The sequence below is a fragment of the Amycolatopsis sp. WAC 04182 genome (genome assembly GCF_003947465.1).
GTDB lineage: Bacteria > Actinomycetota > Actinomycetes > Mycobacteriales > Pseudonocardiaceae > Amycolatopsis.
The window spans coordinates 167,648-189,024 of sequence record NZ_QHJJ01000007.1; the positions used below are offsets into that span (position 1 = coordinate 167,648).

The window sequence follows — 21,377 nt, forward strand, 5'->3', positions numbered from 1 at the left end:
GATCATCTCTTTCCTGTCGCGAAGTTCGGGGTCACCAGGTCTTCGACGCGGACGAACTCGAGCCCGCGGGCAAGCAGTCCTTCGATCACCGACGGCAAGGCGGTGACGGTCTGGGAACGGTCGCCGCCCCCGTCGTGCATCAGCACGATCGAGCCGGGAATCGTTTGCCGCAGCACGGTTCGCGCGATCACCTCCGGGCCGGGCATCGCCCAGTCCTCGGTGTCGACGTCCCACAGCGCGAGCCGCGCGCCGAGGTCCGTCAGCGAGCGGAGCACCGCGGGGGTCCGTGATCCATAGGGCGGGCGGAAGAACGCGGGCACGGTGCCGAAGGACTCCGCGATCACGTCGCCGGTGCGGTCGAGCTGGTCGGCCAGTTCGGTCGCCGAGAGATCCGGCAGATAGGGATGGGACCACGTGTGGTTGCCGACGCCATGGCCCTGTTCCGCCATCCGTCGCAGCTCTTCGCCGCGCGCGCCCGCGTTCAACCCGACACAGAAGAACGTGGCGCGAACGCCGTAGGACTCGAGAATATCGAGAATCCGCCCGGTGTAGGGAGGATGCGGGCCGTCGTCGAACGTGAGCGCGATCTGCCCGCGGGTCCGGTCGCCGTGCTCCAGTGAGCGCCCGGCCGCCGTCATCGCGGCCAGCGCTTCGTCACTGGAGGCCATCGCCGCGTGATGTTCGTCCAACCGCCCGGTGAGCGATCCCGACTCGAGCTCCAGGCGTACCAACGAGCCGGGATCCCGCCAGGCCGCGCGCGCCAGCTCGACGGCGGGCACCGAGCCGAAACCGGGCCTCGGTGGCAGGATGGCCGGGTCGGCGCGGTACATGTCCAGGCCGGCGGCCATGAAACCACCGTCGAGCATGCCGTTGGTGCTGTCGACGACCGCGGTCACCGAGCCGCCGAGGCCGTTCAGATAGGACGCGATCTCCTTGCTCCGGTCCGCGGCGAACCGCACGGCCGGCCGGTCACCGTGCCCGTTCCCGTCGAGAACCGCGATCTCGAAACCCGAGGCGGTCCAGCCGATTCCGGCGTACAGCATCGATTTACCCCCATGGTGCGTGTCACTCAATCCAGTCCGGCTGTGGTGAGGTGCTTGGCGGTCGCCCGCCGGACGACGATCGGTCCGGCGACGGCGATCACCGCCGCGAGCAGGCCGGGCACCACCATGGCGGTGCCCAGCGAGGTGGCGTCGGCGAGCGGGCCGATGACCGCGGGCCCGCCGAGCTGCCCGGCGTAGGCCATGGTGGTCACCCAGGAAAGCGCGCGCCCGACGTTCGCGCCACCCGCGCCGACGGCACTGAAGATCGCGGGTACGACGGTCGCCAGACCGGCCGCGACGACCACCCAGCCGACCAGGCCGAAAGCCAGCCGCCCCCCGGGAAGCAGTGGTGCGACGAGAACGAGCGCGTAGCCCAGCACGGCGACCGATCCCGCGTACCGCATCCAGCTCGCCGGGTTCACCTTCGACCGGAGCCGGTCGGCGGTGAGCCGGGAGACGGTCAGCGCGGCGGCGAACGCCGTGTACGCGAACGACGCCGTCGCCGGATCCGCGCCGAGCATTCCTTGTGCGTGCAGGGAAGCCCAGCTGTAACCGGCGCCTTCGCTGACGAAACCGGCCAGCGCGACCACGCCGAGCAGCACGATCGTGCTCGTCGGCAGCCCGCCGGAAGGGACGACCGCGTCCCCCGCCACCTCGTGCCGCGTCTCGCCGGTCAGCAAATGCTTGCCCGGTAGGAAGAACAGCACTGCCGCGACCACGCCGGCGCCGGCCATCAGCGCCGTGCCGCCCGTGTCGAGATGCAGGCCGACGGTGATCGTGAGGCCGCCGGCCACCCCGCCCAGGCTCCACACTCCGTGGAACGTCGACATGATGGAGCGTCCGTAGCGGGTTTCCACCTCGACGGCGTGGCCGTTCATCGCGACGTCCAAGGAACCGAGCGCGCCGCCGAGCACGAACGCGGCGGCCAGCAGGACCGGAAAATTCGGGGCCAGCGCGGGACCGAGCAGCGTGAGTGCCGCGACGGGCGCGATCACCCGTACCACCGCACGGCTCGACCAGGCGTCGGCCAGTCGGCCGGCCACCGGCATGCAGGCCATCGAGCCGAGCGCGGTGATCAGCAGTACCAGCCCGATCCGGCCCTCCCCGAGGTGGAGCCGGGCGTTGATCGACGGCAGTGACGCGCTCCAGACGGCACAGATCAGCCCGCAGAGCCCGAAGACGCCCATCACGGCCATTCTGGCGCGACGAACGGCGGGCTCGGGACGCGTCACAGCGGCGGGCTTCCTTCTCTGCTGGCGGGCATGGCAAAGGAGGAGTCCCTCTTTGTCCACATAGGACAAAGCTGCGAACTGTCCCCCAGTTCGACCGGGCCCGCGACGGTGCGGCCGGTTATAGTAAAGAAACTTTCCTAATTAGGATGCAGGCCGGACGGTCCTGCTGTCAAGGGACAAACTCACGGCTCGAGCGGCGTCGCGAGCAGAGTGCGCATGGCCGCCAGCTCGTCGTCACCTTTCACCGTGGCGACCCAAGGCCTCGTCAGATGATCACCCGTCGTCCTGGGCACCAGGTGGACGTGCAGGTGGAAGACGTCCTGCCAGCCGGCGGATCGGTTGGCCTGGAACAAGGTCAGTCCGTCCGGCCGCAGTATTTCGCGGATCCGGGCGGCCATCGAGTGGGCGGTCCGCATGACGGCGGCCGCGCCCTCGGCGGAGATCTCCCAGATGTCCGCGGCGTGTGCCCTGGGCGCCACCAGGGTGTGTCCCGGCAGCACGGCGGTGTGGTCGAGGAACGCGATCGTGTGCTCGTCCTCGAACAGCACGCGCCCGGCGCCCTGTCGGCCGGCCGCGATCTCGCAGAACACGCAAGCGGTGTCGGTTTCGTCCATGCCGCCGACTTTAGGGCGAGACGACCTTCGACGGTGAGTGTCCACAATGGAGTTTCGACTGAGTGGATCGCCGGGAACGGCCGGGGGTGTTCATTTCCTGGCCATCTGGATGTGCTGTTACTTTCGGGTAACTTGTCATGCGGTGACTTCATAGTGGGCTGTCCGATTCGCTTCAGGAAGGAACACCTCGATGGCTCAGGCCTCTAGAGCCCGCGTCACCGTCGGCGGTCTCGTGCTGGTCACGGCGCTCGCCATGGTCTTGCCCCCTTCGGCCGTGGCGGCAGGCGAACTGCCGAGCGTGAAGCCGACGACCGAAACCCCCGCCGTGTACGACGACGAGGCAGGCGGCAACGCGGACGCCGACGACCCGGCGATCTGGCGCAACCCGGCGGCTCCGGACCGCAGCCTCGTCGTCGCCACGGTCAAGGAAGGCGGCCTGCGCGTCTACAACCTCGACGGCCGCGAAGTGCAGTCGATTCCGGCGCCGAAAGCGCCCGGCCCGGACGACGCTCCCGGCCGGTTCAACAACGTCGACCTCGTGCACCGGATGAAGGTCGGCTCCGGGGTGAGCGACCTGGCCGTCGCCAGTGATCGCGGCCGTGACCGGCTGCGGATCTACCGCATCGACGGCGGGAACGCCGGTGCCCCGCTCACCGACATCACCGATCCGTCCGCGCCGGCGATCTTCTCCGCGTCGCAGGAGGAGATCAACGAGCAGCGCACCGCTTACGGCCTCGCCACGTGGACCGATCCGTCCAGCGGCCGCTCGTTCGCGGTGGTCAGCCAGCGGGAACGCACCGCGCTCAGCCTGCTGGAGCTGACCGCGGGCGCCGGGGGCACGGTCTCCTACCGCAAGGTGCGCACTCTCGCGTTGCCGTCCGAGTTCCGGCTGCCGAACGGCAAGTCGTGGACCCCGTGCGGCGAGCCGGGCGAACTGCCCCAGGTCGAAGGGATGGTCGTCGATCCCGCGAACGGCACCCTCTACGCCGGGCAGGAGGATGTGGGGATCTGGCGGGTGGACGCCGACCTCGAAGGCACTCCGAAGCTCATCGACAAGGTCCGCGAGTACGGCATCCCCGGAACCTACGACGAGGCGACCGAAGAGTGCGTACCCGGATCCGACCCGGGCTACGGCGGCACGCGCCTGTCGGCCGACGTCGAAGGTCTCACCCTGCTCAAGGAGAAGGACGGTGATGGGTACCTGCTCGCGTCCAGCCAGGGGGACAACAGCTTCGCCGCCTACGACCGCGAACTCGGCGACGACAACGAGTACGAAGGCGGCTTCCGGGTGATCGCCGCGTCCGCCACCCTGGACGGCACCGAGGAAAGCGACGGCGCCGCCGTCCTCAACGAGCCCCTCGGCAGCAAGTACCCGAACGGCCTGCTGGTCGTCCAGGACGGTGACGACAAGCCGGGGGAGCCGGGTCGCGACGCCACGAACTTCAAGTTCGTCGACCTCAAGCGCGTACTCGACGCCCTCGACGACTGACCGGGGGGCCGCCCGGCACGCGGCCGGCTCCGCGTGCCGGGCGGTTCACGCGAAGTCCGGTGTCAGCACGCGGTCGAAGCCCACTTCGCGACGTGGGCCCGTCAACGTGCAGGGGAGGGTCGCGACTATCCGGGCGCTCGACGTCCCGACCCGCAGTTCGACGTCGCCGGGTTCCACGATCCGCTTGCCCGCTCGTCCGGTGTAGGACGTCAGATCGGCGTGCAGCCCGATCTCGATCACCTGGGTCGCGCCGGGGGCGAGGTCGACCCGCTTCGCCGCGATCAGCTGCTGGACCGGGCGGGCGACCTCCGCCACCGGGTCGTGCAGGTAGATCTGGACGACCTCCGTCGTGGTGCGGTCGCCTGTGTTGCTCAGCGTCACCCGGATCCGGCAGCGGCCGTCCGTGGGCCACGCGGGATCCGGCGTCGTGACGTCGTCCCAGCTGACGGAGCCGTAGGAAAGCCCGTGCCCGAACGGGAAAAGCGGTGTCGGGTCGACCGTGCTGACCTCGCTGCGCTGCCCGAGCGGCGCGGTGAGATAGGTCGACGGCTGGGAGGCCCTCTCGCCCGGGAAGCCGACCGGCAGCCTGCCGGAAGGGTCGATCCGTCCACTGAGGACATCGGCGAGCGCGGCGGCGCCCTCTTCTCCCGGGTAGAAACCGCACACGATCGCGGCGAGGTGGTCGGCCTGTCGTGACAGTTCGTACGGGCGTCCACAGAGGAGGATCAGGACCACCGGTGTCCCGGTCGCGAGAAGGGCTTCGAGGAGTTCTTCCTGTCGTCCCGGCAACTTGAGATCCGAGGTGTCGCACCCTTCCCCCGAGGTGCCGCCGCCGAACAGGCCGGCGCGGTCGCCGAGCACCGCGACGCAGATCTCCGCTTCCTCGGCCGCGGTGACGGCGGCGGCGATGTCGGCGTTCTCGCCGCCGAGGACGGGGCAGCCGAGGGCGTAGGTGACCTCGTGGTCCTCGCCGAGCGCGTCGAGCACCGTCGGAACCGGTATCCCGAGGGGCACGTCGGGATGGTGCACGCCGACGTGCATCGGGAACGAGTAGCAGCCGAGCATCGCGCTGGGGTCGTGCGCCCGCGGGCCGACCACGGCGATCCGGCGGCCGGGGGAGAGGGGGAGGAGCCCGTCGTTCCGCAGCAGCACGATCGAGCGTTCGGCGATTTCCCTTGCCAGTGCGCGGGAATCCGGATCGTCGAGGTCGATCTCGTCCGGCACCTCCGGTGCCCAGTCCTCGTCGAGCAGGCCAAGTTCGCATTTCTGCCGCAGCACCCGTTCGAGGGCGCGGTCGACGACGGCGGCGTCGACCGCGCCCTGTTCCACCGCGGCGAGCAGCGGCTCGCCGTAGCAGTCCACAGTGGGCAGTTCCACGTCGATCCCGGCGGTGAGCGCCTGTGCGGCGGCCTCACCGCGATCGGCCGCGACGCCGTGCAACGTGTGCAGGAACGACACGGAGAAGTAGTCCGCGACCAGGGTTCCCTCGAAGCCGTAGGTGTCACGCAACAGATCAGTGAGCAACGCGGGATCCGCGGCGGCGGGGACGCCGTCGTTGTCGATGTAGGCGTTCATCACCGACCGGGCGCCCGCGCGCAACGCCATCTCGAACGGCGGCAGCAGGACGTCGGCCAGTTCCCTGGGGCCGACCGAAACCGGGGCGAGGTTGCGACCGGCGCGCGAGGCCGAGTAGCCGGCGAAATGCTTCAGCGTCGCGATCACCCCGGCGGATTCGAGCCCGGCCACGTAGGCCGCGCCGATCGTGCCGACCAGATGGGGATCCTCGCCGATGGTCTCCTCGATCCGGCCCCAGCGCAGATCCCGTGCGACGTCGAGCACCGGCGCGAGTCCTTGATGGACACCCAGCCGTCGCATCGTCCCGCCGATCCGCGCGCCCATGCGGTACACGAGGTCCGGGTCGAAACTCGCTCCCCAGCACAGCGGCGACGGATAGACGGTGGCCTTCCAGGCGGCGAGACCGGTGAGTGTCTCCTCGTGGACCAGCGCCGGGATACCGAACCGGCCGCTTCCGACGATCTCCCGCTGGGAGCGCGCCAGGCTGTGCGCGCCGATCACCGGATCGACGGGCCGGGTGCCGTACACCCTGGTCAGCTGGCCGATCCCGTGACGTACCAGTTCGTCCCAATCCAGTGCAGCGTCGGCGAAGTCGTGCTGGTGTGGCGCCATCTCACCGCCGGAGTCGATGCCGACCCAGACGCCGTAGAGCTGGGCGAGCTTCTCCCGCAAGGTCATCCGGTCCCTCAGCGCGCGGACGCGATCGGCGGGATCCGCCGCGGTGTCGTGCCATGGCCGGGACGACTCACTGGGCTGGGTGGTCAAGGACGTCCGCCCTTCGTCGTGGCTCCGAGGGCCCGCGTCGAGCGGCGCACCACGAGACCCGTGGACAAGGTGATGTGGGTTTCCTGCTCGGGTTCCCCGCTGATCAGCGAGATCAGGAGGGTGATGGCGCGGTGGCCCATTTCGCGGATGGGCTGGTCCACCGTCGTCAGCGGCGGGGTGCAGAGCGCGGATTCGGGGACGTTGTCGAAACCGACCACCGACAGGTCGTCCGGGACGGACAAGCCGAGTTCCGCCGCGGCCCCGACGGTCGCGATCGCCGAGATGTCGTTGGCGGCGAACACCGCCGTCGGCCGGTTCTCACTGGTCAACAGCTCGTGGGCGGACCGGGCGGAGATCTCCGGATCGTAGGCGCCCAGCCGGATCAGGTCCTCGTCGATCGGCACTCCCGCCGCGGTGAGCGCCCGCAGGTACCCGGTCTTGCGCAGTTCGGCCGATTCGAGATCCGGCCGTCCGGCGAGGAAACCGATGCGGCGGTGGCCGAGCTCCAGCAGATGCTCGGTCGCCAGCTGGGCGCCGCGCAGGTTGTCGGAATCGATGGTGGGCACCGTCGAGGGACCGGTGTGCGGGTCGACCGCGACCACCGGCGTTCCGGGGACGGCCTCCAGTGAAGCCACCGGCGTGACCAGCACCGCGCCGTCGACCAGCGTGCCGGAAAGCCTTGAAAGATAACGCTTCTCCCAGCCCGAGGCGTCCCCGACCCGGCCGCCGGCCGAGTAGACGACGAGTTCGTAGCCGGTGCCGCGGATGGCGTCGGCGGCGCCCTTGAGCAATTCGGTGGAGAACGGTTCGAGGTCGGCGACCAGGATCCCGATCACGTTGGTCTTGTGATTGCGCAGGCTCTGGGCGACCAGGCTCGCCTCGTAGCCGAGTTCGTCGATCACCGCGCGGACCTTGGCCAGCGTCGCGGCGGCGACGCCGTAGCGGTCGTTGATCACTTTGGAAACCGTGGCCACGGAGACGCCGGCGCGGGCCGCGACGTCACGGATAGTGACCCTCGAACTGGGCTGCATACGGTCAGACTAGCCATGTAAAACGTTATCGACAACGATTGACATCGGAATTTCGGGCGCGCAAACTCATCGCCAGTCCGGGCGCAGTCACGCCCCGTCCTACTCGGCCGAAGTCGTCAGGAGTGGACTCACCATGCTTTCGAACCGCCGAATCCCCGCCGCCGCCGCGCTGGCGGCGGCCATCCCGCTCGCGCTCGCCGGCTGCTCCGGGGGCACCGAGACCGCGGCCGAGCCCAGCGGACCGGTCACCCTCACCTGGTGGCACAACGGCACCACCGACCCGATCAAGTCGATCTGGGCCCAGGTCGTCGCCGACTACCAGAAGGCGCATCCCGAGGTGACGATCAAGGGGCAGCCGCTGCAGAACGAGGAGTTCACCACCAAGGTCCCGCTCGCCCTGCAGTCGAACGAGCCGCCGGACGTCTACCAGTCCTGGGGCGGAGGCGAACTGGCGTCGCAGGCCACCTCGGGCAAGGTCGCGGACCTGACCGACGCGGCCAAGGACTGGCTCTCCTCGGTGGGCAAACTCGCCGAGAGCTGGCAGGTCGACGGCAAGCAGTACGGGATCCCGTGGGAGCAGCACTTCGTCGGTTTCTGGTACCGCAAGGACCTTTTCGCGCAGGCGGGCGTCACCGCTCCCCCGTCCACTTTGGACGAACTCAACACCGCCGTGGCCAAGCTCAAGCAGGCGGGGATCACCCCGATCGCGGTCGGGGGCAAGGATCGCTGGCCGGACGCGTTCTATTGGAACTACTTCGCGCTGCGGGCCTGCTCGGCGGACACGCTGAAGCAGTCGGTCAAGGCCGTGAAACTCGAGGATCCTTGCTGGACCAAGGCAGGCCGTGATCTGCAGGCGTTCCTCGCCACCCAGCCGTTCCAGCCCGGCTTCACCGGCACTCCCGCCCAGCAGGGCGCGGGCAGTTCGGCCGGGCTGGTGGCCAACGGCAAGGCGGCGATGGAACTGCAGGGCGACTGGGAGCCCGGCACGATGTCCTCGCTCACCGAAGACAAGGAGCTCGACTCGAAGGTCGGCTGGTTCCCGTTCCCGGCGGTCCCCGGTGGTCAAGGCGATCCCGCCGCGATGCTCGGCGGCGGCGACGGCTTCTCCTGCACCACCCGCGCGGCCAAGGCGTGCGCGGACTTCCTGCGGTACCTCGGCAGCGAACCGGTGCAGAACCAGCTCGCGGCGAAGGGCGCCGGACTGCCGATGACCGCGTCGGCGGCCGAATCCCTCAAGACCGAGTCGTTGAAGACCGTCTTCGACTACGGGCAGAAGGCCCCGTACGTGCAGATGTACTTCGACAAGGCGTTCCCGACCGCGGTGGGCGCCGCGCTCAACGACGCCGTCGCGAACTTCTTCGCCGGGCAGGGCACGCCGGAAGGCATCGTCGAAGCGGTGAACAAGGCCGCGGCGGGCGACAAGTGACGGCGACGGCCACGCGGGTGCGGGCGGCGGCGCGGCCGTCCGCACCCGCGGTCCGGACGCGGACGCCGGGAGTGCGCAAGAAGCTGGAACTGACCTTCCTGCTCGGGCCTGCGCTGGTGCTGTTCGCCGGGTTCGTGCTGGTCCCGATCGGGATCGCGGGGTTCTACAGCCTCTACGAGTGGAACGGTTTCGGTCCGCTCGACGATTTCGTCGGTCTCGACAACTACACCGACGCTCTGTCCGGCTCGGTGTTCCAGGGCGCCATCGGGCACAACCTGATCATCGCGGGACTGTCCCTTGTGGTCCAGCTGCCGCTGTCCATCGGGCTCGCGCTGCTGCTCAACCGGAAGCTGCGCGGCCGCGCGGTGCTGCGTGCGCTGGTGTTCGCGCCGTACGTGCTGTCGGAGGCGATCACCGCGGTGATCTGGCTGCTGATGTTGCAGCCGAACGGTTTCGTGGACCAGATGCTGCGTGGCATCGGCCTCGGCGGACTGGTCCAGCACTGGCTCGCCGACCCGGGGATCGTGCTCTACACCCTGTTCGCGGTGATCACCTGGAAGTACATCGGCTTCGGCATCATCCTGCTGCTCGCCGGGCTCCAGGGCGTGCCCGCCGAACTGCGGGAAGCGGCCGCCCTCGACGGCGCGTCGGCCTGGCAGGCCACCAGACATGTCGTACTGCCGCTACTCGGGCCGACCATCCGGATCTGGGTGTTCCTGTCGGTGATCGGCTCGCTGCAGCTGTTCGACCTGGTGTGGATCATGACCCTCGGCGGTCCCGCCAACTCGTCGGCGACGATGGCGACGTACCTGGTCGACCACGGGTTCAAACGGTACGAATTCGGTTTCGGCAGCGCGGTCGCGGTGATCCTGTTCGTGATCTGTTTCGTGTTCGCGTTGCTGTATCAGCGGTTCGCGTTGCGCCGGGACACCGACGGCGCGCTGACCAGGATGGTGGACTGATGCGCCGCGCCGGGACACCGATCGGGTACGTCGCCGCGATCGCCGTCCTCGGGATCACCGTGGTGCCGCTGTTGTTCGTGGTATTGGGCGGGTTCCGCACCACCGCGCAGATCAACGCCTCGCCCGCCGGCCTTCCCGGCCCGTGGGTGTGGGACAACTACGCGGCGATCCTCGGTTCATCGTCGTTCTGGACGTTCCTGGGGAACAGCGCGCTGATCGCGGTGATCGCCACGGCGCTGACCGTCGCGTTCGGATCGATGGCCGCGTATGCCTTGTCCCGCTACACCTTCAAGGGCCGCGAGGGTTTCTACACCTTGTTCACGCTCGGTCTGCTGTTCCCGCTCGGCGTGGCGACCTTGCCGCTGTACCTGTGGCTGCGTCAGCTGGGGATGCTGGAGAGTTTCTGGGGCGTGGCCATTCCGGAAGCGGCGTTCTCGCTGCCGGTGACCATCGTGATCCTGCGGCCGTTCATGCGGGCGATCCCCGGCGAGATCGAGGACGCCGCCGTGCTCGACGGGGCGAGCCGGATCGGGTTCTTCTGGCGGATCCTGCTGCCGCTGTCCGCGCCCGCGCTGACCACCGTCGCCGTGCTCGCGTTCGTGACGAGCTGGAACTTCTACCTGTTGCCGCTGCTGGTGTTCAACGACTCCGCGAACTTCACGCTGCCGCTCGGCGTGGCGACCTTCCAATCCCAGTACTCGCAGGACACCGCGCGCGTGCTCGCGTTCACCGCGCTGTCGATGATCCCCGCCCTCGCGTTCTTCGTACTCGCCGAACGCCGCATCGTCGGTGGGCTGACCGGATCGGTGAAGGGCTGACTTCCCGCTAGGAAACTCGCGTCGTGTCCGACAGGAGACGCTCGCGGACCTCGACGGCCTCCGGCACACCCATCTCGGTGTACGCGGAATGCGCGGTCTGCCAATGTTTCCGCGCGGCGACCGGATCCCCGGCGGCGAACAGGGCATCGCCGAGACCGCTTCGGGCTCTGGCCAGTTCGTAGCGGCTGTCCGACGCGGTCGCCGACTCGATCGACTGCCGCAGGCAGTGCACGGCGTCGGCCGCCCGGCCGGTGGCGAGCAGGGTCGCCGCCAGGTCGGTGTTCGCCGCCAGCATCCCTTCCCTGCTGCCGATCTCCCTGGCCAGTTCGATGGCTTGGCGGTGCTGCGCCAACGCCTCGTCGAACCGTCCCGCCTCGACGAGCAGGACACCGAGATGGTTGAGGACCTTGCCCTCGTCGGCCCGGTTGTGCGCCTGCCTCGCCACGGCGAGCGCCTGTTCGTACCAGGCCCAGGCGTCGGAGTCCTTTCCCATACGCCAGAACGTGGTGCCGAGACCGTCGAGCGTCCGGCATTCGCAAAGGTGGTCACCGCTCGCCCTGGTCACTTCGAGGGCCTGGGACAAATAGTCGACGGCGGCGGGGTAATTCCCCAGTCGCATCTCGGCGAGCCCGATATTGCACAACTGCCGCGCCCGGAACGATTCGTTGTTCCTCGCGACGGCGAACTCCATGGCCCGCCGGAAACAGGGCAAAGCGGCGCGATAGTCACCGAGACTGGTCAGCAACAGGCCGACGTTCCCCGACAGGTTGACGACGTAATCGGCTTCACCGGCGGCGGAGAACTCCTTGATCGCGTCCTCCAGGACCACGAGCGCCTCGGCGGTGTTCCCCCGCTGCCAGTGGGTCATGGCCAGCCCGTTCAGCACGTGCCCCCGGGTGGCACCGGACGCGACCCGGCCGGCGTTGCCGAACAGGGCGAGTGCGTCGCTCACGTGGACGCGGGCCTCGAAATAGCTCGTCATCACGCACGCCAGCCGCGTCACGTGCTCGTTCCGGCCCTCGCTCAGCGCCCAGCCGGACGCGACGACGAGGTTGACGCGCTCGGCGTCCAGCCAGGCCATCGCCTCGTCCGCCCCGTCGAACGCGAGAGCCCGCACCGCGGGGGTGGGCAGGTCCTCCCACCTCTCCGCCTCGTGGGGGAAACAGGTGACGAGCGCGGCACGGGTGGTGGCCAGCTGGAAGTCGAGCAGCCGGACCGCCGCGGCCCGGCGCACCCGGGCCTGGACGTTCTCCCGGACGCGTTTCTCGGCGAACACCCGGACCAGGTCGTGCAGTTCGAACCGGGACGCGCGGACGGTGACCATGTTGGCGGCCACCAGATCGTCGAGTTGGCGACGGACGACGTCGACCTCGACGCCTGCCAGCGCCGCGGCCGCGTGGTCGTCGATGTCCCGACCGGGATAGGCGGCGAGCAACCCGAGCAGGACCCGGTCCGGTTCGGCCAGTTCGTCGTACGACGTGCGCAACGCGACTTCGACCCCGTCGTCCAGCCGCAACATGGTCCGCAGATCGGCGAGGCGATCCCGGTGATCGGCCATCGTCCACTCGTCCGAGGCGGCCAACCGGCGGGTCACCAGCGCGAGGGCCAGCGGTAGCCGTCCGACCAGCTCGATGATGTCGGCGGCCTCGCCCCGCTCCGCGTCGACGCGTTCGTCACCGATCCCGTCGCGGAGCAACTCGACCGACTCTTCCGGCGTGAACACGTCGAGCGCCACGTGCCGCGCCGTCTCCAACCCGGCGAGGCGGCGCCTGCTGGTGACCAGCACCAGGCAGGTCGGAAGACCGGGAAGCAACGGCAGCACCTGGTCGACCGACTCCGCGTTGTCCAGCAGGATCAGCGCGCGCCGTCCGTCCAGCAGCCGGCGGAAAAGCGCGCTCCGGTCGGCGAGGGTGAGGCAGCCGATCTCGCTCCCGGACGCCCCGAGCCGGCGCAAGAAGCCTTCGAGCACCGCGGCCGGGTCCGCGGCGGGCCGATCCGCGTCGAAGCCGCGGAGGTTCACCACCAGCCGCACGTCGGCGAACCGGCCGCGCTCGGCCAGCAGCCGCGCGACCTCGCTGGCGAACCGGGTCTTGCCGACCCCGGCCATTCCGGAGATCGCCCACACCCCGGCGTCGTCCGGCCCCGCCTCCAGCACCTGGCGCAGCTGCGCCTGCCTGCCGACGAACCGGCCGACCCCGGCGGGCAGGTGATCGGCCACGCTGATCACGGCCGCCTCGGTGGCGTGTCCGGTGATCACCCGGTGCGCCTGCCGCCATTCCGCCGCGACGTCCATGCCGAGCAGCACGGCCGCGATGTCGACGACCAGCTCGACGTCCAAACGTTTGCGTCCTGGCAGGAGGCAGCGGTACACGGTGTTGTAGGCGGGCAGGTCGGCCGACCCCCGGGCCGTGCGCAGGCGCCGCACCCGCCGGTGCAGTTCCCGGTGGGTCAACCCCGCCCAGGCCAGCGCCTGCCTCAGCCGCTGGGAGAGGTCGTCGTACGACCGAGCGCCGACCGGGCTCGGCGGCTGTTCCTCCGGCACGGGAACCCCCTGGACACGTGAACCGATCCGTCCGGCGGTGACTCCCGGACCGAATGCTGACCGACCTTAGACGAGATTCGGCGACCGCTGGTGCCGGATGGGCTCTTGCCCAGTCCAGTACATGAAGGCCCCCTTCCTGTACCTAGGCGCAAGGATGGGGTCCTTCATGTACTGGGCACCGTGACCGCTGGTGCCTGTGGGGCGCAGGTGGCGCATGTGGCGATTCCTGGAGTCACGAGGTCCGGCACCGGCGATGTCACGTGATCGAACGGACGACACAGGTGATCCGGCGGACGACACGCGTGACTGGATGGCCGCCACGACCGTGGCGGGCGGAGTACCGGGGATTTCTCCTGTTCGGACCATTTCGATCGGCCGAACGGTCTACTCTTTTCGATCATGGATCCCGACCGGGCGCCGGAGCCGCTGGGCGCCGGTTCGTTCGACGAGCTGGCGGCCCGGCTGAACACGCTGCGCGGATGGCACGGCGTGTCGTACCGGGAGCTGCACCGGCGGGTCGTGCGGGGGCGGCGGACGGCGGGGAACCCCGAGCTGCCGGTGTTCAACACGGTCTACCGCTGCCTGCAGCCGGGCAGACGGCGCATGGACGCGGGTCTCGTCGCGGACATCGTGCGCGCGCTCACCGCCGACGAGGCGGTGGTGGCGCGGTGGCGACAGGTGTGCCAGGTGATCGCCGGGCTCACCGCCGACTCGTCCTGGGTGACCGTGGCGGGTGAGCTGCCCGCCGACAGCACGGAGTTCGTCGGCAGGCACGCCGAGCTGGCCGCGATCACCGGGGGCGACGAGACGCCGGTGGTGGTGATCGACGGGATGGCCGGAGTCGGCAAGACCAGTCTCGCCGTCCGTGCCGCGCACCGGCTGGCGGACCGGGACGGCGCCGCGGTCCGGTTGTGGGCGGACCTGCGTGGCTACGACGCCGACCGCGCGCCCGCCGACCCGCTCGCGGTGCTGGACGAATTCCTCCGGCGGCTCGGGGTGCCGGGCGGCGAGATCCATCGCCTCGGCCCCGCGGGCAGGCAGGACACCTACCGGCGGCTGCTCGCGGACCGGCGCCCGGTCGTGGTGCTGGACAACGCGGCGGACACCGACCAGGTGCGCCCGCTGCTGCCGGACTCGCCGGGCGCCATCGTGCTGATCACCAGCAGACGGCGCCTGACCGGTCTGGCCGGTGCGCGGATCGTGCACCTGGAGGCGTTTCGGGGGACCGAGTCACTCGACATGCTGCGCAGGCAGGTCGGCGCGGCCGAGATCGCCGAGGACACCGAGGCCGCCACGAGGATCGCCGAGCTGGTCGGTCATCTGCCGCTCGCGTTGACGGTGGTGGCCGGCCGGATCCGGAACCGGCGCGACTGGACGTTGCGCGACCACGCCGCCCGGCTCGCGGAACGCCGGGGCGGCCTGCGGGTCGAGGACGAGCTGGAGAACGCCATCGGCCTGTCCTATGCCGACCTGCCCGACGAGGCCGCGCTGCTGCTGCGACTCCTCGCGATCCATCCCGGCCGCGACGTCGACACGCGTGCGGCGGCCGCGCTCGCCGGGGTGGATCTGCGCACGGCGGAGGCACTTCTGGGTGAACTGGTCGCGGGCAGCCTGGTGCAGCGGCACGTCCGGGATCGGTTCGGCCTGCACGACGTCGTCCGCCTCTACGCGGCGGGGCTGGCGCGGGACGTGGACGCCGCCTCCGCGCGGCAGGCCGCGCTCGGCCGGTTGTTCGGCTACTACCGGCACGCCGCCTCCCGCGCCATGGACCGCTACGCCCCGCACGAACGCGACCGACGGCCCGAAGTGTCCACTTCGGACGTTCCGCCGCCGGACTTCGACGACGTCGCGGCGGCGACGGAGTGGCTGGACGCCGAGCGGCACAACCTGGTCGGCATCACCGCGCTGGCCGAAGAGCAGGGCGGACGCGAGGACGCCGCCACGATGTCGCCGATCCTGAACCGGTACCTGTACAACGCGCTGCACTTCGCCGACGCGGAGATCGTGCACGGCATCGCGATCCGGGCCGCCGACCCGCTGCTCCAGGCGAGTGCGCGGATGAGCCTCGGTGCGGTCTACCTGCGGTCCAACCGCTACCAGGAGAGCATCGACCAGTTCAAGCAGGCGCTCACGCGGTACGACGCGGGCGGTGACCGGGCCAGCTGGGCGCGGGCATTGAACAACCTCGGCAACGCGTTCGACCGGCTCAGCGACTTCGCGGCGGCCGAGGACTGCTACCGGCAGGCGTTGCTCGTGCACCGCGAGACCGGCAACCGCACCAGCGAAAGCCGCGCGCTGGGCAACCTCGGGAACAGCGCGATGCGCGTCGGCGACTGGGACAAGGCCGCGGCTTACCTGGACGAGGCACTGGCGATCATGCTGGAGGTCGGGGACCGGGTCGGGGAATGCCTGACCTACGGCAACCTCGGCACGGTGCGCGAGCAGCAGGGGCATTTCGCCGAGGCACTCGGCCACTACCGGCGGGCGCTCGTCACCGCACGCGAGTTCGGCTACCCGTTCCCGGAGACCGAGGCGTTGCTCCACATCGGAGTGCTGCTCGCGCGGCTGGGTGAGCACGACGACGCTCTGGCGCATCTGACCGAGGCGCTGGACCTCGCGCGCCGGAACAGCTTGGGCGAGTTCGAGATCAAGGCGCTCAACGGTATCGGCATCGCACTCGGCGACCGGGGTGACGCCGCGGGCTCGATCGCCAGGCACCGGGAAGCGCTTGCGGTCGCCGAAAAACTGGGCGACCGCTACGAGCAGGCGCGGGCGCACAAGGGGATCGAACAGGGTGTGGCCGCCACCGGCGACAGTGGCATGGCCGACGATCACGGGCGGAAGGCGCGGGCCCTGCTCACCGAGATCGGCCTGCGCTAGGCGTGTCGTCCGTCTGATCACGCGCGGCTTTACGCCCGCTCGTGGAAGGGGCCTCTGGTGGCCGGCGTCACAAAGATCCTACGCGGGGCTCTGACTGTCCATAAGGGACTTTAATCGGCACAGGTCGTTCCCTTGAGGGGTAGGGCAAGCGTGGCGCCTGTCGGCACGGGCGCCGCCGCCGACCCGCCCGCGACCACAAGACGGGAGTATTGGTGTCCTTTGTGGACTTTCAAGCCGCAAGCGGTCCTTCGGTCCTCGAGAAGCGTCCCTTATGGACACTCGGCAGCCTGGACCGCAGGGATCCGGCTGCGCTGGCCGGTGTCGCCGCACCACGGATCCGGGGCCGCCATCGAGGGGGGAGTGGCGGTGTCCCGGATCCGTGGTGACCGGCTCACTTCCAGACGTACGCGGCGCCGCCGAAGCCCGGCTGGACCTTCGCCCGCACCCGGGGGGTCGAGGCGAGGCCGAGATAACCGCCGCCCTTCTTCGGCGGGCCCGACCAGCGCACGACAACGGTGCCGCCGGTTCCGCAGCCCGCCGTCGTCCAGGTCTTGACGCTCTTCTTCTTCTTGGTGCTCCAGTAGTGGCCCTCCGCCTGGACGCAGACCCGGCCGTTGCTGCCTGCCGGGATCTTCCACGTGTAGCGGCGGTGCTGCGGGTTCTTCTTCGAATCCGGGCTGATGTAGCCACAGCCCGCCTTGCTCACCTTCCACTCGCCGAAGCCGGCCAAGGCGCGACGCCAGTCGCCGCAGTCGGCGGCGGTGACGTCGCCGTTCTCCGCGGCCTCTTCGGTGAGCTCGACCGCGGCCGTGCTGTCGTCGACCTCCGATTCGGTGACCGTGGTGGTGTCCGCCTGCTCGTCAGCGATCGCCGGCGCGGTCTGCGCGGTGAGCACCATGCCCGCGGCCACCAGGCCGGTGGTGACCCGTGTCGTCCATTTCTTCAACGTTCATCTCTTTCCGGTAATTCGATAGGTCGGCCGCGTAAGTGATTTTCCATCAGCCAATTACCTGGCCACGGCAAATATTATCGGCCCCGCGCGGAGCCGACCAGTGATCTTGGACGACGACCTTGATCGAAGTTGTTCGAAAACGCCGGCCCGGCCGTCAGCCGAGATCGACGAGAGACCCGATGCCCCAGTGACGGGCCTTCGCGGCGATGGCACCGTAGAGCGCCACGTCCAGCACACCCATGCCGAACGGGTTGAGCACGACGTGCGGCCTGGCGGTGCCGCGACTGGTGTACCGGCCGGTGAGCAGCCCGCCCAAGGTGGCGTCGATCGGTTTCGCCGTACCGTCCGACGGGCGGGTGACCAGCCCGGCGTCCATCAGGCGGCCGAGTGGGCGGCGCGGGTTGTCCGCCACCAGGTCGAGATCGTCCACGTACAGTGCCGCGGCGTCGAGGAACGTCTCGTCCGCGAGGTCGCCCAAGGACACATTGACCAGCAGCGCGCCGGGCCGAGCCCAATCTGGGGTCACGTAGCCCTCGTCGGCGGTGGTGGTGAAGACCGCGATCTCTCCGGCCGCGACCGCATCGCGGGCATCGCCGTGCACGGTCACCTCGAGGCCGTCGCGGGAAAGCAGATCCGCGAGACGGTGGGCGACGGCCGGGTCGCGGTCGTGCAACGACACCGCGCGCAGGGCCGTCAGCCTGCGGGTCAGCAGCGCCGCGTGCATCCGTCCCTGTGCTCCGCAGCCCACGATCGCGAGCGAACCCGCGCCGGCGTAACCCGTGGCGTCGACGCCGACCGCGCTCACCGCCGCCGTGCGCACCGCGCTCAGCAGGCCCGCCTCCATGATCGACGTGACCCGGGCGGTCTCGGCGTCGAAGCACAGGCCCAGTCCGCCCGCGCGTTCCAGGCCCGCGGCCGGATTGGACACGCTGGCGTTGATGATCTTCATGCCGTGGTGCGGCCCCACCGCGCCGGGCATGCCGATCGACCGGGTGTACGCGCCGTGCGAGTTCTCCCACCGCAGGTATGCCTCCGCGGGGAGCAGGCTCTCACCGCGGTCGTGGTCGGCGAGCGTCCGCCGGACGACCTCGACCGGGTCGATGCTCGCCAGGCAGCGCCGGACGTCCGCGCGCGACAGCACGAGCACCCGGCCCGCGCCCGCCAGTCCCGTGTCCGCCTGGTCGTACCACTGCTCGCTCATGCCGAATCCTTGCCGCGGCACCATTCCAGTGCCGCCATCGCGCTGTACATCTTGTTCTCCGCCTGGGCGAACGCGATGCTGTCCCCGCCGTCCAGCACCTCCGCGGTGACCTCCTCGCCGCGGTGCGCGGGCAGGTCGTGCATGAACACCGCGTCCGGGCTGGTCCGCCACAACGCCCGCGTCACCTGGAACGGGGCGAAAACCGTGCGCCAGTCCGGGTCCGGTTTGGTCGTCCCCGTCGTCTCCCACCTCGTGGTGTACACGACGTCGGACACGGGCAGGTCGTCCATGTCGTGACGCTCCACAAGGGACGCTCCGTGCCGCGCGGCGTGCGACCGCGCACGCGCCAGCACTCCGGGGTCGAGGCCGTAGCCGGGCGGGGTGCGCAGGTGCAGTTCGGTGCCGGGGAAACGGGTGAGCGCCAACGCGAGCGCGGCCGCGGAGTTGTTGCCCTCGCCGAGATACAGCACCCGCAGCCCGTCGACGCGCCCGAACCGGCGGACCAGCGTGGTGAGATCCGCGAGCGCCTGGGTGGGGTGCTCGTCCGCGGTCATGGCGTTGACCACCGACATCCGCTTCTGGTCTGCCATGGCCCGCAGTTCCGCCGGATCGCCCGCGGTGCGCACCACGAGCGCGTCGAGCATGCCGGCCAGCACCCGGCCCGTGTCCGCGATGGTCTCCCCGGTGTTGATCTGCAGATCTCCCGGCCCATAGGAGACGATGCGCGCGCCGAGCCGCAGCGCGCCCGCCGAGAACGCCGTGCGGGTGCGCGTGGAGGTCTTGCTGAAGTAGATGCCGACGACCTCACCGGACAGCGACGTGGCCGCCTGCCGCGGGTCGTCGGCCAGCCGCGTCGCCCGGGCGACGACGGAACGCAGGTCCTCGTCGGTGAGATCGTCGAGCGAAATGAGGTGGCGCAAGGTTTCTCCTTACCGGGCGGCGGTCAACGGCCGGGTCTTGACCTCGGGTACCTCGCCGAAGTGCTCGAGTACCCAGGAATCCGAGTAGATGGTGTCGAGGTAGCGGTTGCCGTCGTCGGGGAAGACGAGCACACAGCGGGATCCGGCGGGGATGCGGTGGCGCAGCTTGCCGAGCGCGGACACGGTCGCGCCCGACGACCCGCCGGCCAGGATCGCTTCCCGCGCCACCAGCAGCCGGCAGGCACGTACGCATTCCAGGTCGGTCACATGGACGACCTCGCTGACCACGCCGACGTCCACCAAGGGCGGCCGCCGCCCGGCACCGTGTCCCGGGATCAGCCGTTCCTCGGTCGGGGTGTGGAAGATGGCGCTGCCCGCCGCGTCGACGGCGACCAGTTTCGTGGCGAGGCCGTGGTCGCGGATGTGGTCGGCGCAGCCACGCAGCGTGCCGCCGGTGCCGACCGAGCAGAACAGGTAGTCGACCCGTCCGTCCAGCGCGGTGACGATCTCGGCCATGGTCCGCTCGTGCGCGGCCGCGTTGAGCGGGTTCTCGTATTGGTTGGGCCAGAACGCGTCCGGCAGCAACGCCACCAGTTCCCGCACCCGCGCGATCCGCGCGCCGAGCAGGTCGCCGCGCGGTGCGGAGACGACTTCCACCTCCGCGCCGTAGGCCCGCAACAGCGCGACGGACTGCGCGGTCGTCCGGGTGTCGACCACGCAGATCAGCTCGAGCCCGAAGTAGGCGCACAGCTGGGCGAGGCCGACGCCGAGGTTGCCGGAGGTCGACTCCACCACCACCGACCGGCCCGGTACCAGCTCACCGGCCTGGATCTTCCCGCGCAGCATGTGCAGCGCGGTGCGGTCCTTGACACTGCCGCCCGGATTGAACTTCTCCATCTTCGCGAACACCTGGACACCCGCGATCGGGACGACCCGATCCAGCGCGACCAACGGGGTGTCGCCGATCGTCGCGAGCACTCCGCTCAAATCACCCGTGCTCAACGGACACCCACTCTCTCCTGGCCGCCGGAACCGTGGCCGCGACATTGCCGCCGGACACGATCGCCACGGTCGGGCCACGCCACCGTCCGGTCAGGTGCGCGGCGGTCGCCACCGCGCCGCTCGGCTCCGCGAGCACACCGAACCGGTCGGACAGGAACTCCCGCGCGGCGACGATTTCGTCCTCGTCGATGGTGACGATGTCGTCCACGAGCACCTTGATGTGCCGCCAGGCGAGTTCGCCGAGCACCGGCGCGCGCAGCCCGTCCGCGATGGTGCGGTAGGTCCGCTCCACCGGCCACCGCACCAGCCTGCCCAGCCTCAGCGACTCGGCCGCGTCCCCGGCCAGCGCCGGCTCGACACCGACGACACGGGTGCCGGGGGAGACCGCCTTCACGGCGGCGGCGACTCCGGCGAGCAGGCCGCCGTTGCAGACCGGCACCAGGACGGTGCGCACCTCCGGCAGCTCCGCCACGATCTCGGTGCCGACCGTGCCGTGCCCGGCGATCACGTCGAAGTCGGCGGAACCGACGACGGTGGCGCCGGTCCGCGCCGCCAGCTCGGCCGTGGTCCGTTCGCGCAGCGCGGGTGGCACGATCACGACGTGCGCGCCGAGCGTCCGCACCGCCTCCACCTTCAACGCGGGCGCGGTGGCGGGAAGGACGACCGTGGCGCGCAGGCCGTGCTGTGCCGCCGCGTAGGCCACCGCACGCCCGTGGTTGCCGGACGACTGGGCGAGGACGTGGCTCGCGGTGAGCCGGGCGACCGCGTTGAGCGCGCCTCGTGCCTTGAACGAACCGGTCCGCTGGCGGTGTTCCGGTTTGAGCCACAGGTCGCCGACCGGGCCGAGCAGGGGAGTGCGGTGCACGGCGCGCCGGATCCGCTCGGCGGCGGAGCGCAGGTCGGCCGGGGTGACAAGGGAGGTCAT

General features: G+C 70.2%; 16 protein-coding genes. 5 read left to right on the top strand and 11 right to left on the bottom strand.

Going from position 1 to position 21,377, the window contains the following annotated elements; all coding sequences use genetic code 11:
- Positions 1–2: 2 nt before the first annotated feature.
- The 3 genes from DMH01_RS32990 to DMH01_RS33000 all read right to left on the bottom strand — a co-directional run bounded on the left by DMH01_RS32990 (position 3) and on the right by DMH01_RS33000 (position 2,889).
- Positions 3–1,043, bottom strand: a complete 1,041-nt coding sequence (locus DMH01_RS32990; RefSeq protein WP_125681733.1) for a polysaccharide deacetylase family protein — start codon at positions 1,041–1,043, stop codon at positions 3–5.
- Between the two features lie 26 nt (positions 1,044–1,069).
- Entirely contained in the window at positions 1,070–2,275 is a 1,206-nt protein-coding gene (locus tag DMH01_RS32995; protein WP_125681735.1) for an MFS transporter, read from the bottom strand.
- Between the two features lie 182 nt (positions 2,276–2,457).
- Positions 2,458–2,889 (bottom strand): HIT family protein, encoded by a 432-nt coding sequence (locus tag DMH01_RS33000; RefSeq protein WP_125681737.1) that lies wholly within the window; start codon positions 2,887–2,889, stop codon positions 2,458–2,460.
- Positions 2,890–3,079: 190 nt separating this feature from the next.
- Here DMH01_RS33000 and DMH01_RS33005 point away from each other — a divergent pair, with 190 nt between their 5' ends.
- Complete coding sequence (locus tag DMH01_RS33005) at positions 3,080–4,378, top strand: phytase (RefSeq protein WP_125681739.1); 1,299 nt, start codon at positions 3,080–3,082, stop codon at positions 4,376–4,378.
- Positions 4,379–4,423: 45 nt separating this feature from the next.
- On the opposite strand, the gene DMH01_RS33010 is transcribed toward DMH01_RS33005, so the two are convergent.
- Positions 4,424–6,718 carry a beta-glucosidase gene (locus DMH01_RS33010; protein WP_125681741.1) on the bottom strand — a complete coding sequence of 765 codons (2,295 nt, stop codon included), beginning with the start codon at positions 6,716–6,718 and terminating at the stop codon, positions 4,424–4,426.
- Positions 6,715–7,749 (bottom strand): LacI family DNA-binding transcriptional regulator, encoded by a 1,035-nt coding sequence (locus tag DMH01_RS33015; RefSeq protein ID WP_125681743.1) that lies wholly within the window; start codon positions 7,747–7,749, stop codon positions 6,715–6,717. The genes DMH01_RS33010 and DMH01_RS33015 overlap by 4 nt, the downstream gene beginning before the upstream one ends.
- Before the next feature lie 133 nt (positions 7,750–7,882).
- Here DMH01_RS33015 and DMH01_RS33020 point away from each other — a divergent pair, with 133 nt between their 5' ends.
- From DMH01_RS33020 to DMH01_RS33030, 3 genes are read left to right on the top strand one after another with little or no spacing between them, the layout of a single operon-like run.
- The gene (locus DMH01_RS33020) at positions 7,883–9,175 is read left to right on the top strand and encodes an ABC transporter substrate-binding protein (RefSeq protein WP_125681745.1); all 1,293 of its coding nucleotides are present in this window, start codon (positions 7,883–7,885) and stop codon (positions 9,173–9,175) included.
- On the top strand, positions 9,172–10,137 hold the full coding sequence (locus DMH01_RS33025) for a carbohydrate ABC transporter permease (RefSeq protein WP_125681747.1): 966 nt from the start codon (positions 9,172–9,174) through the stop codon (positions 10,135–10,137). Before DMH01_RS33020 ends, DMH01_RS33025 begins: the two co-directional genes overlap by 4 nt.
- Positions 10,137–10,955, top strand: a complete 819-nt coding sequence (locus DMH01_RS33030; RefSeq protein WP_125681749.1) for a carbohydrate ABC transporter permease — start codon at positions 10,137–10,139, stop codon at positions 10,953–10,955. The genes DMH01_RS33025 and DMH01_RS33030 overlap by 1 nt, the downstream gene beginning before the upstream one ends.
- 7 nt (positions 10,956–10,962) lie before the next feature.
- On the opposite strand, the gene DMH01_RS33035 is transcribed toward DMH01_RS33030, so the two are convergent.
- A complete protein-coding gene (locus DMH01_RS33035) occupies positions 10,963–13,497 on the bottom strand; it encodes a tetratricopeptide repeat protein (RefSeq protein ID WP_125681751.1) in 2,535 nt (844 codons plus the stop codon).
- A 399-nt stretch (positions 13,498–13,896) separates the two neighbouring features.
- Here DMH01_RS33035 and DMH01_RS33040 point away from each other — a divergent pair, with 399 nt between their 5' ends.
- On the top strand, positions 13,897–16,377 hold the full coding sequence (locus DMH01_RS33040; protein WP_125681753.1) for a tetratricopeptide repeat protein: 2,481 nt from the start codon (positions 13,897–13,899) through the stop codon (positions 16,375–16,377).
- Positions 16,378–16,768: 391 nt separating this feature from the next.
- Here the strand turns inward: DMH01_RS33040 and DMH01_RS33045 are convergent, their stop codons facing one another.
- The 5 genes from DMH01_RS33045 to DMH01_RS33065 all read right to left on the bottom strand — a co-directional run bounded on the left by DMH01_RS33045 (position 16,769) and on the right by DMH01_RS33065 (position 21,377).
- Positions 16,769–17,323, bottom strand: a complete 555-nt coding sequence (locus DMH01_RS33045; RefSeq protein WP_125681755.1) for a hypothetical protein — start codon at positions 17,321–17,323, stop codon at positions 16,769–16,771.
- Between the two features lie 160 nt (positions 17,324–17,483).
- Positions 17,484–18,530 carry an ornithine cyclodeaminase family protein gene (locus DMH01_RS33050; RefSeq protein WP_125681756.1) on the bottom strand — a complete coding sequence of 349 codons (1,047 nt, stop codon included), beginning with the start codon at positions 18,528–18,530 and terminating at the stop codon, positions 17,484–17,486.
- Positions 18,527–19,450 (bottom strand): ornithine carbamoyltransferase, encoded by a 924-nt coding sequence (locus DMH01_RS33055; protein ID WP_125681758.1) that lies wholly within the window; start codon positions 19,448–19,450, stop codon positions 18,527–18,529. The genes DMH01_RS33050 and DMH01_RS33055 overlap by 4 nt, the downstream gene beginning before the upstream one ends.
- 9 nt (positions 19,451–19,459) lie before the next feature.
- The gene (gene sbnA, locus DMH01_RS33060; RefSeq protein ID WP_233621750.1) at positions 19,460–20,452 is read right to left on the bottom strand and encodes a 2,3-diaminopropionate biosynthesis protein SbnA; all 993 of its coding nucleotides are present in this window, start codon (positions 20,450–20,452) and stop codon (positions 19,460–19,462) included.
- Positions 20,439–21,377: a threonine/serine dehydratase gene (locus tag DMH01_RS33065; RefSeq protein WP_125681760.1), complete on the bottom strand. Its 939-nt coding sequence runs from the start codon at positions 21,375–21,377 to the stop codon at positions 20,439–20,441. The genes sbnA and DMH01_RS33065 overlap by 14 nt, the downstream gene beginning before the upstream one ends.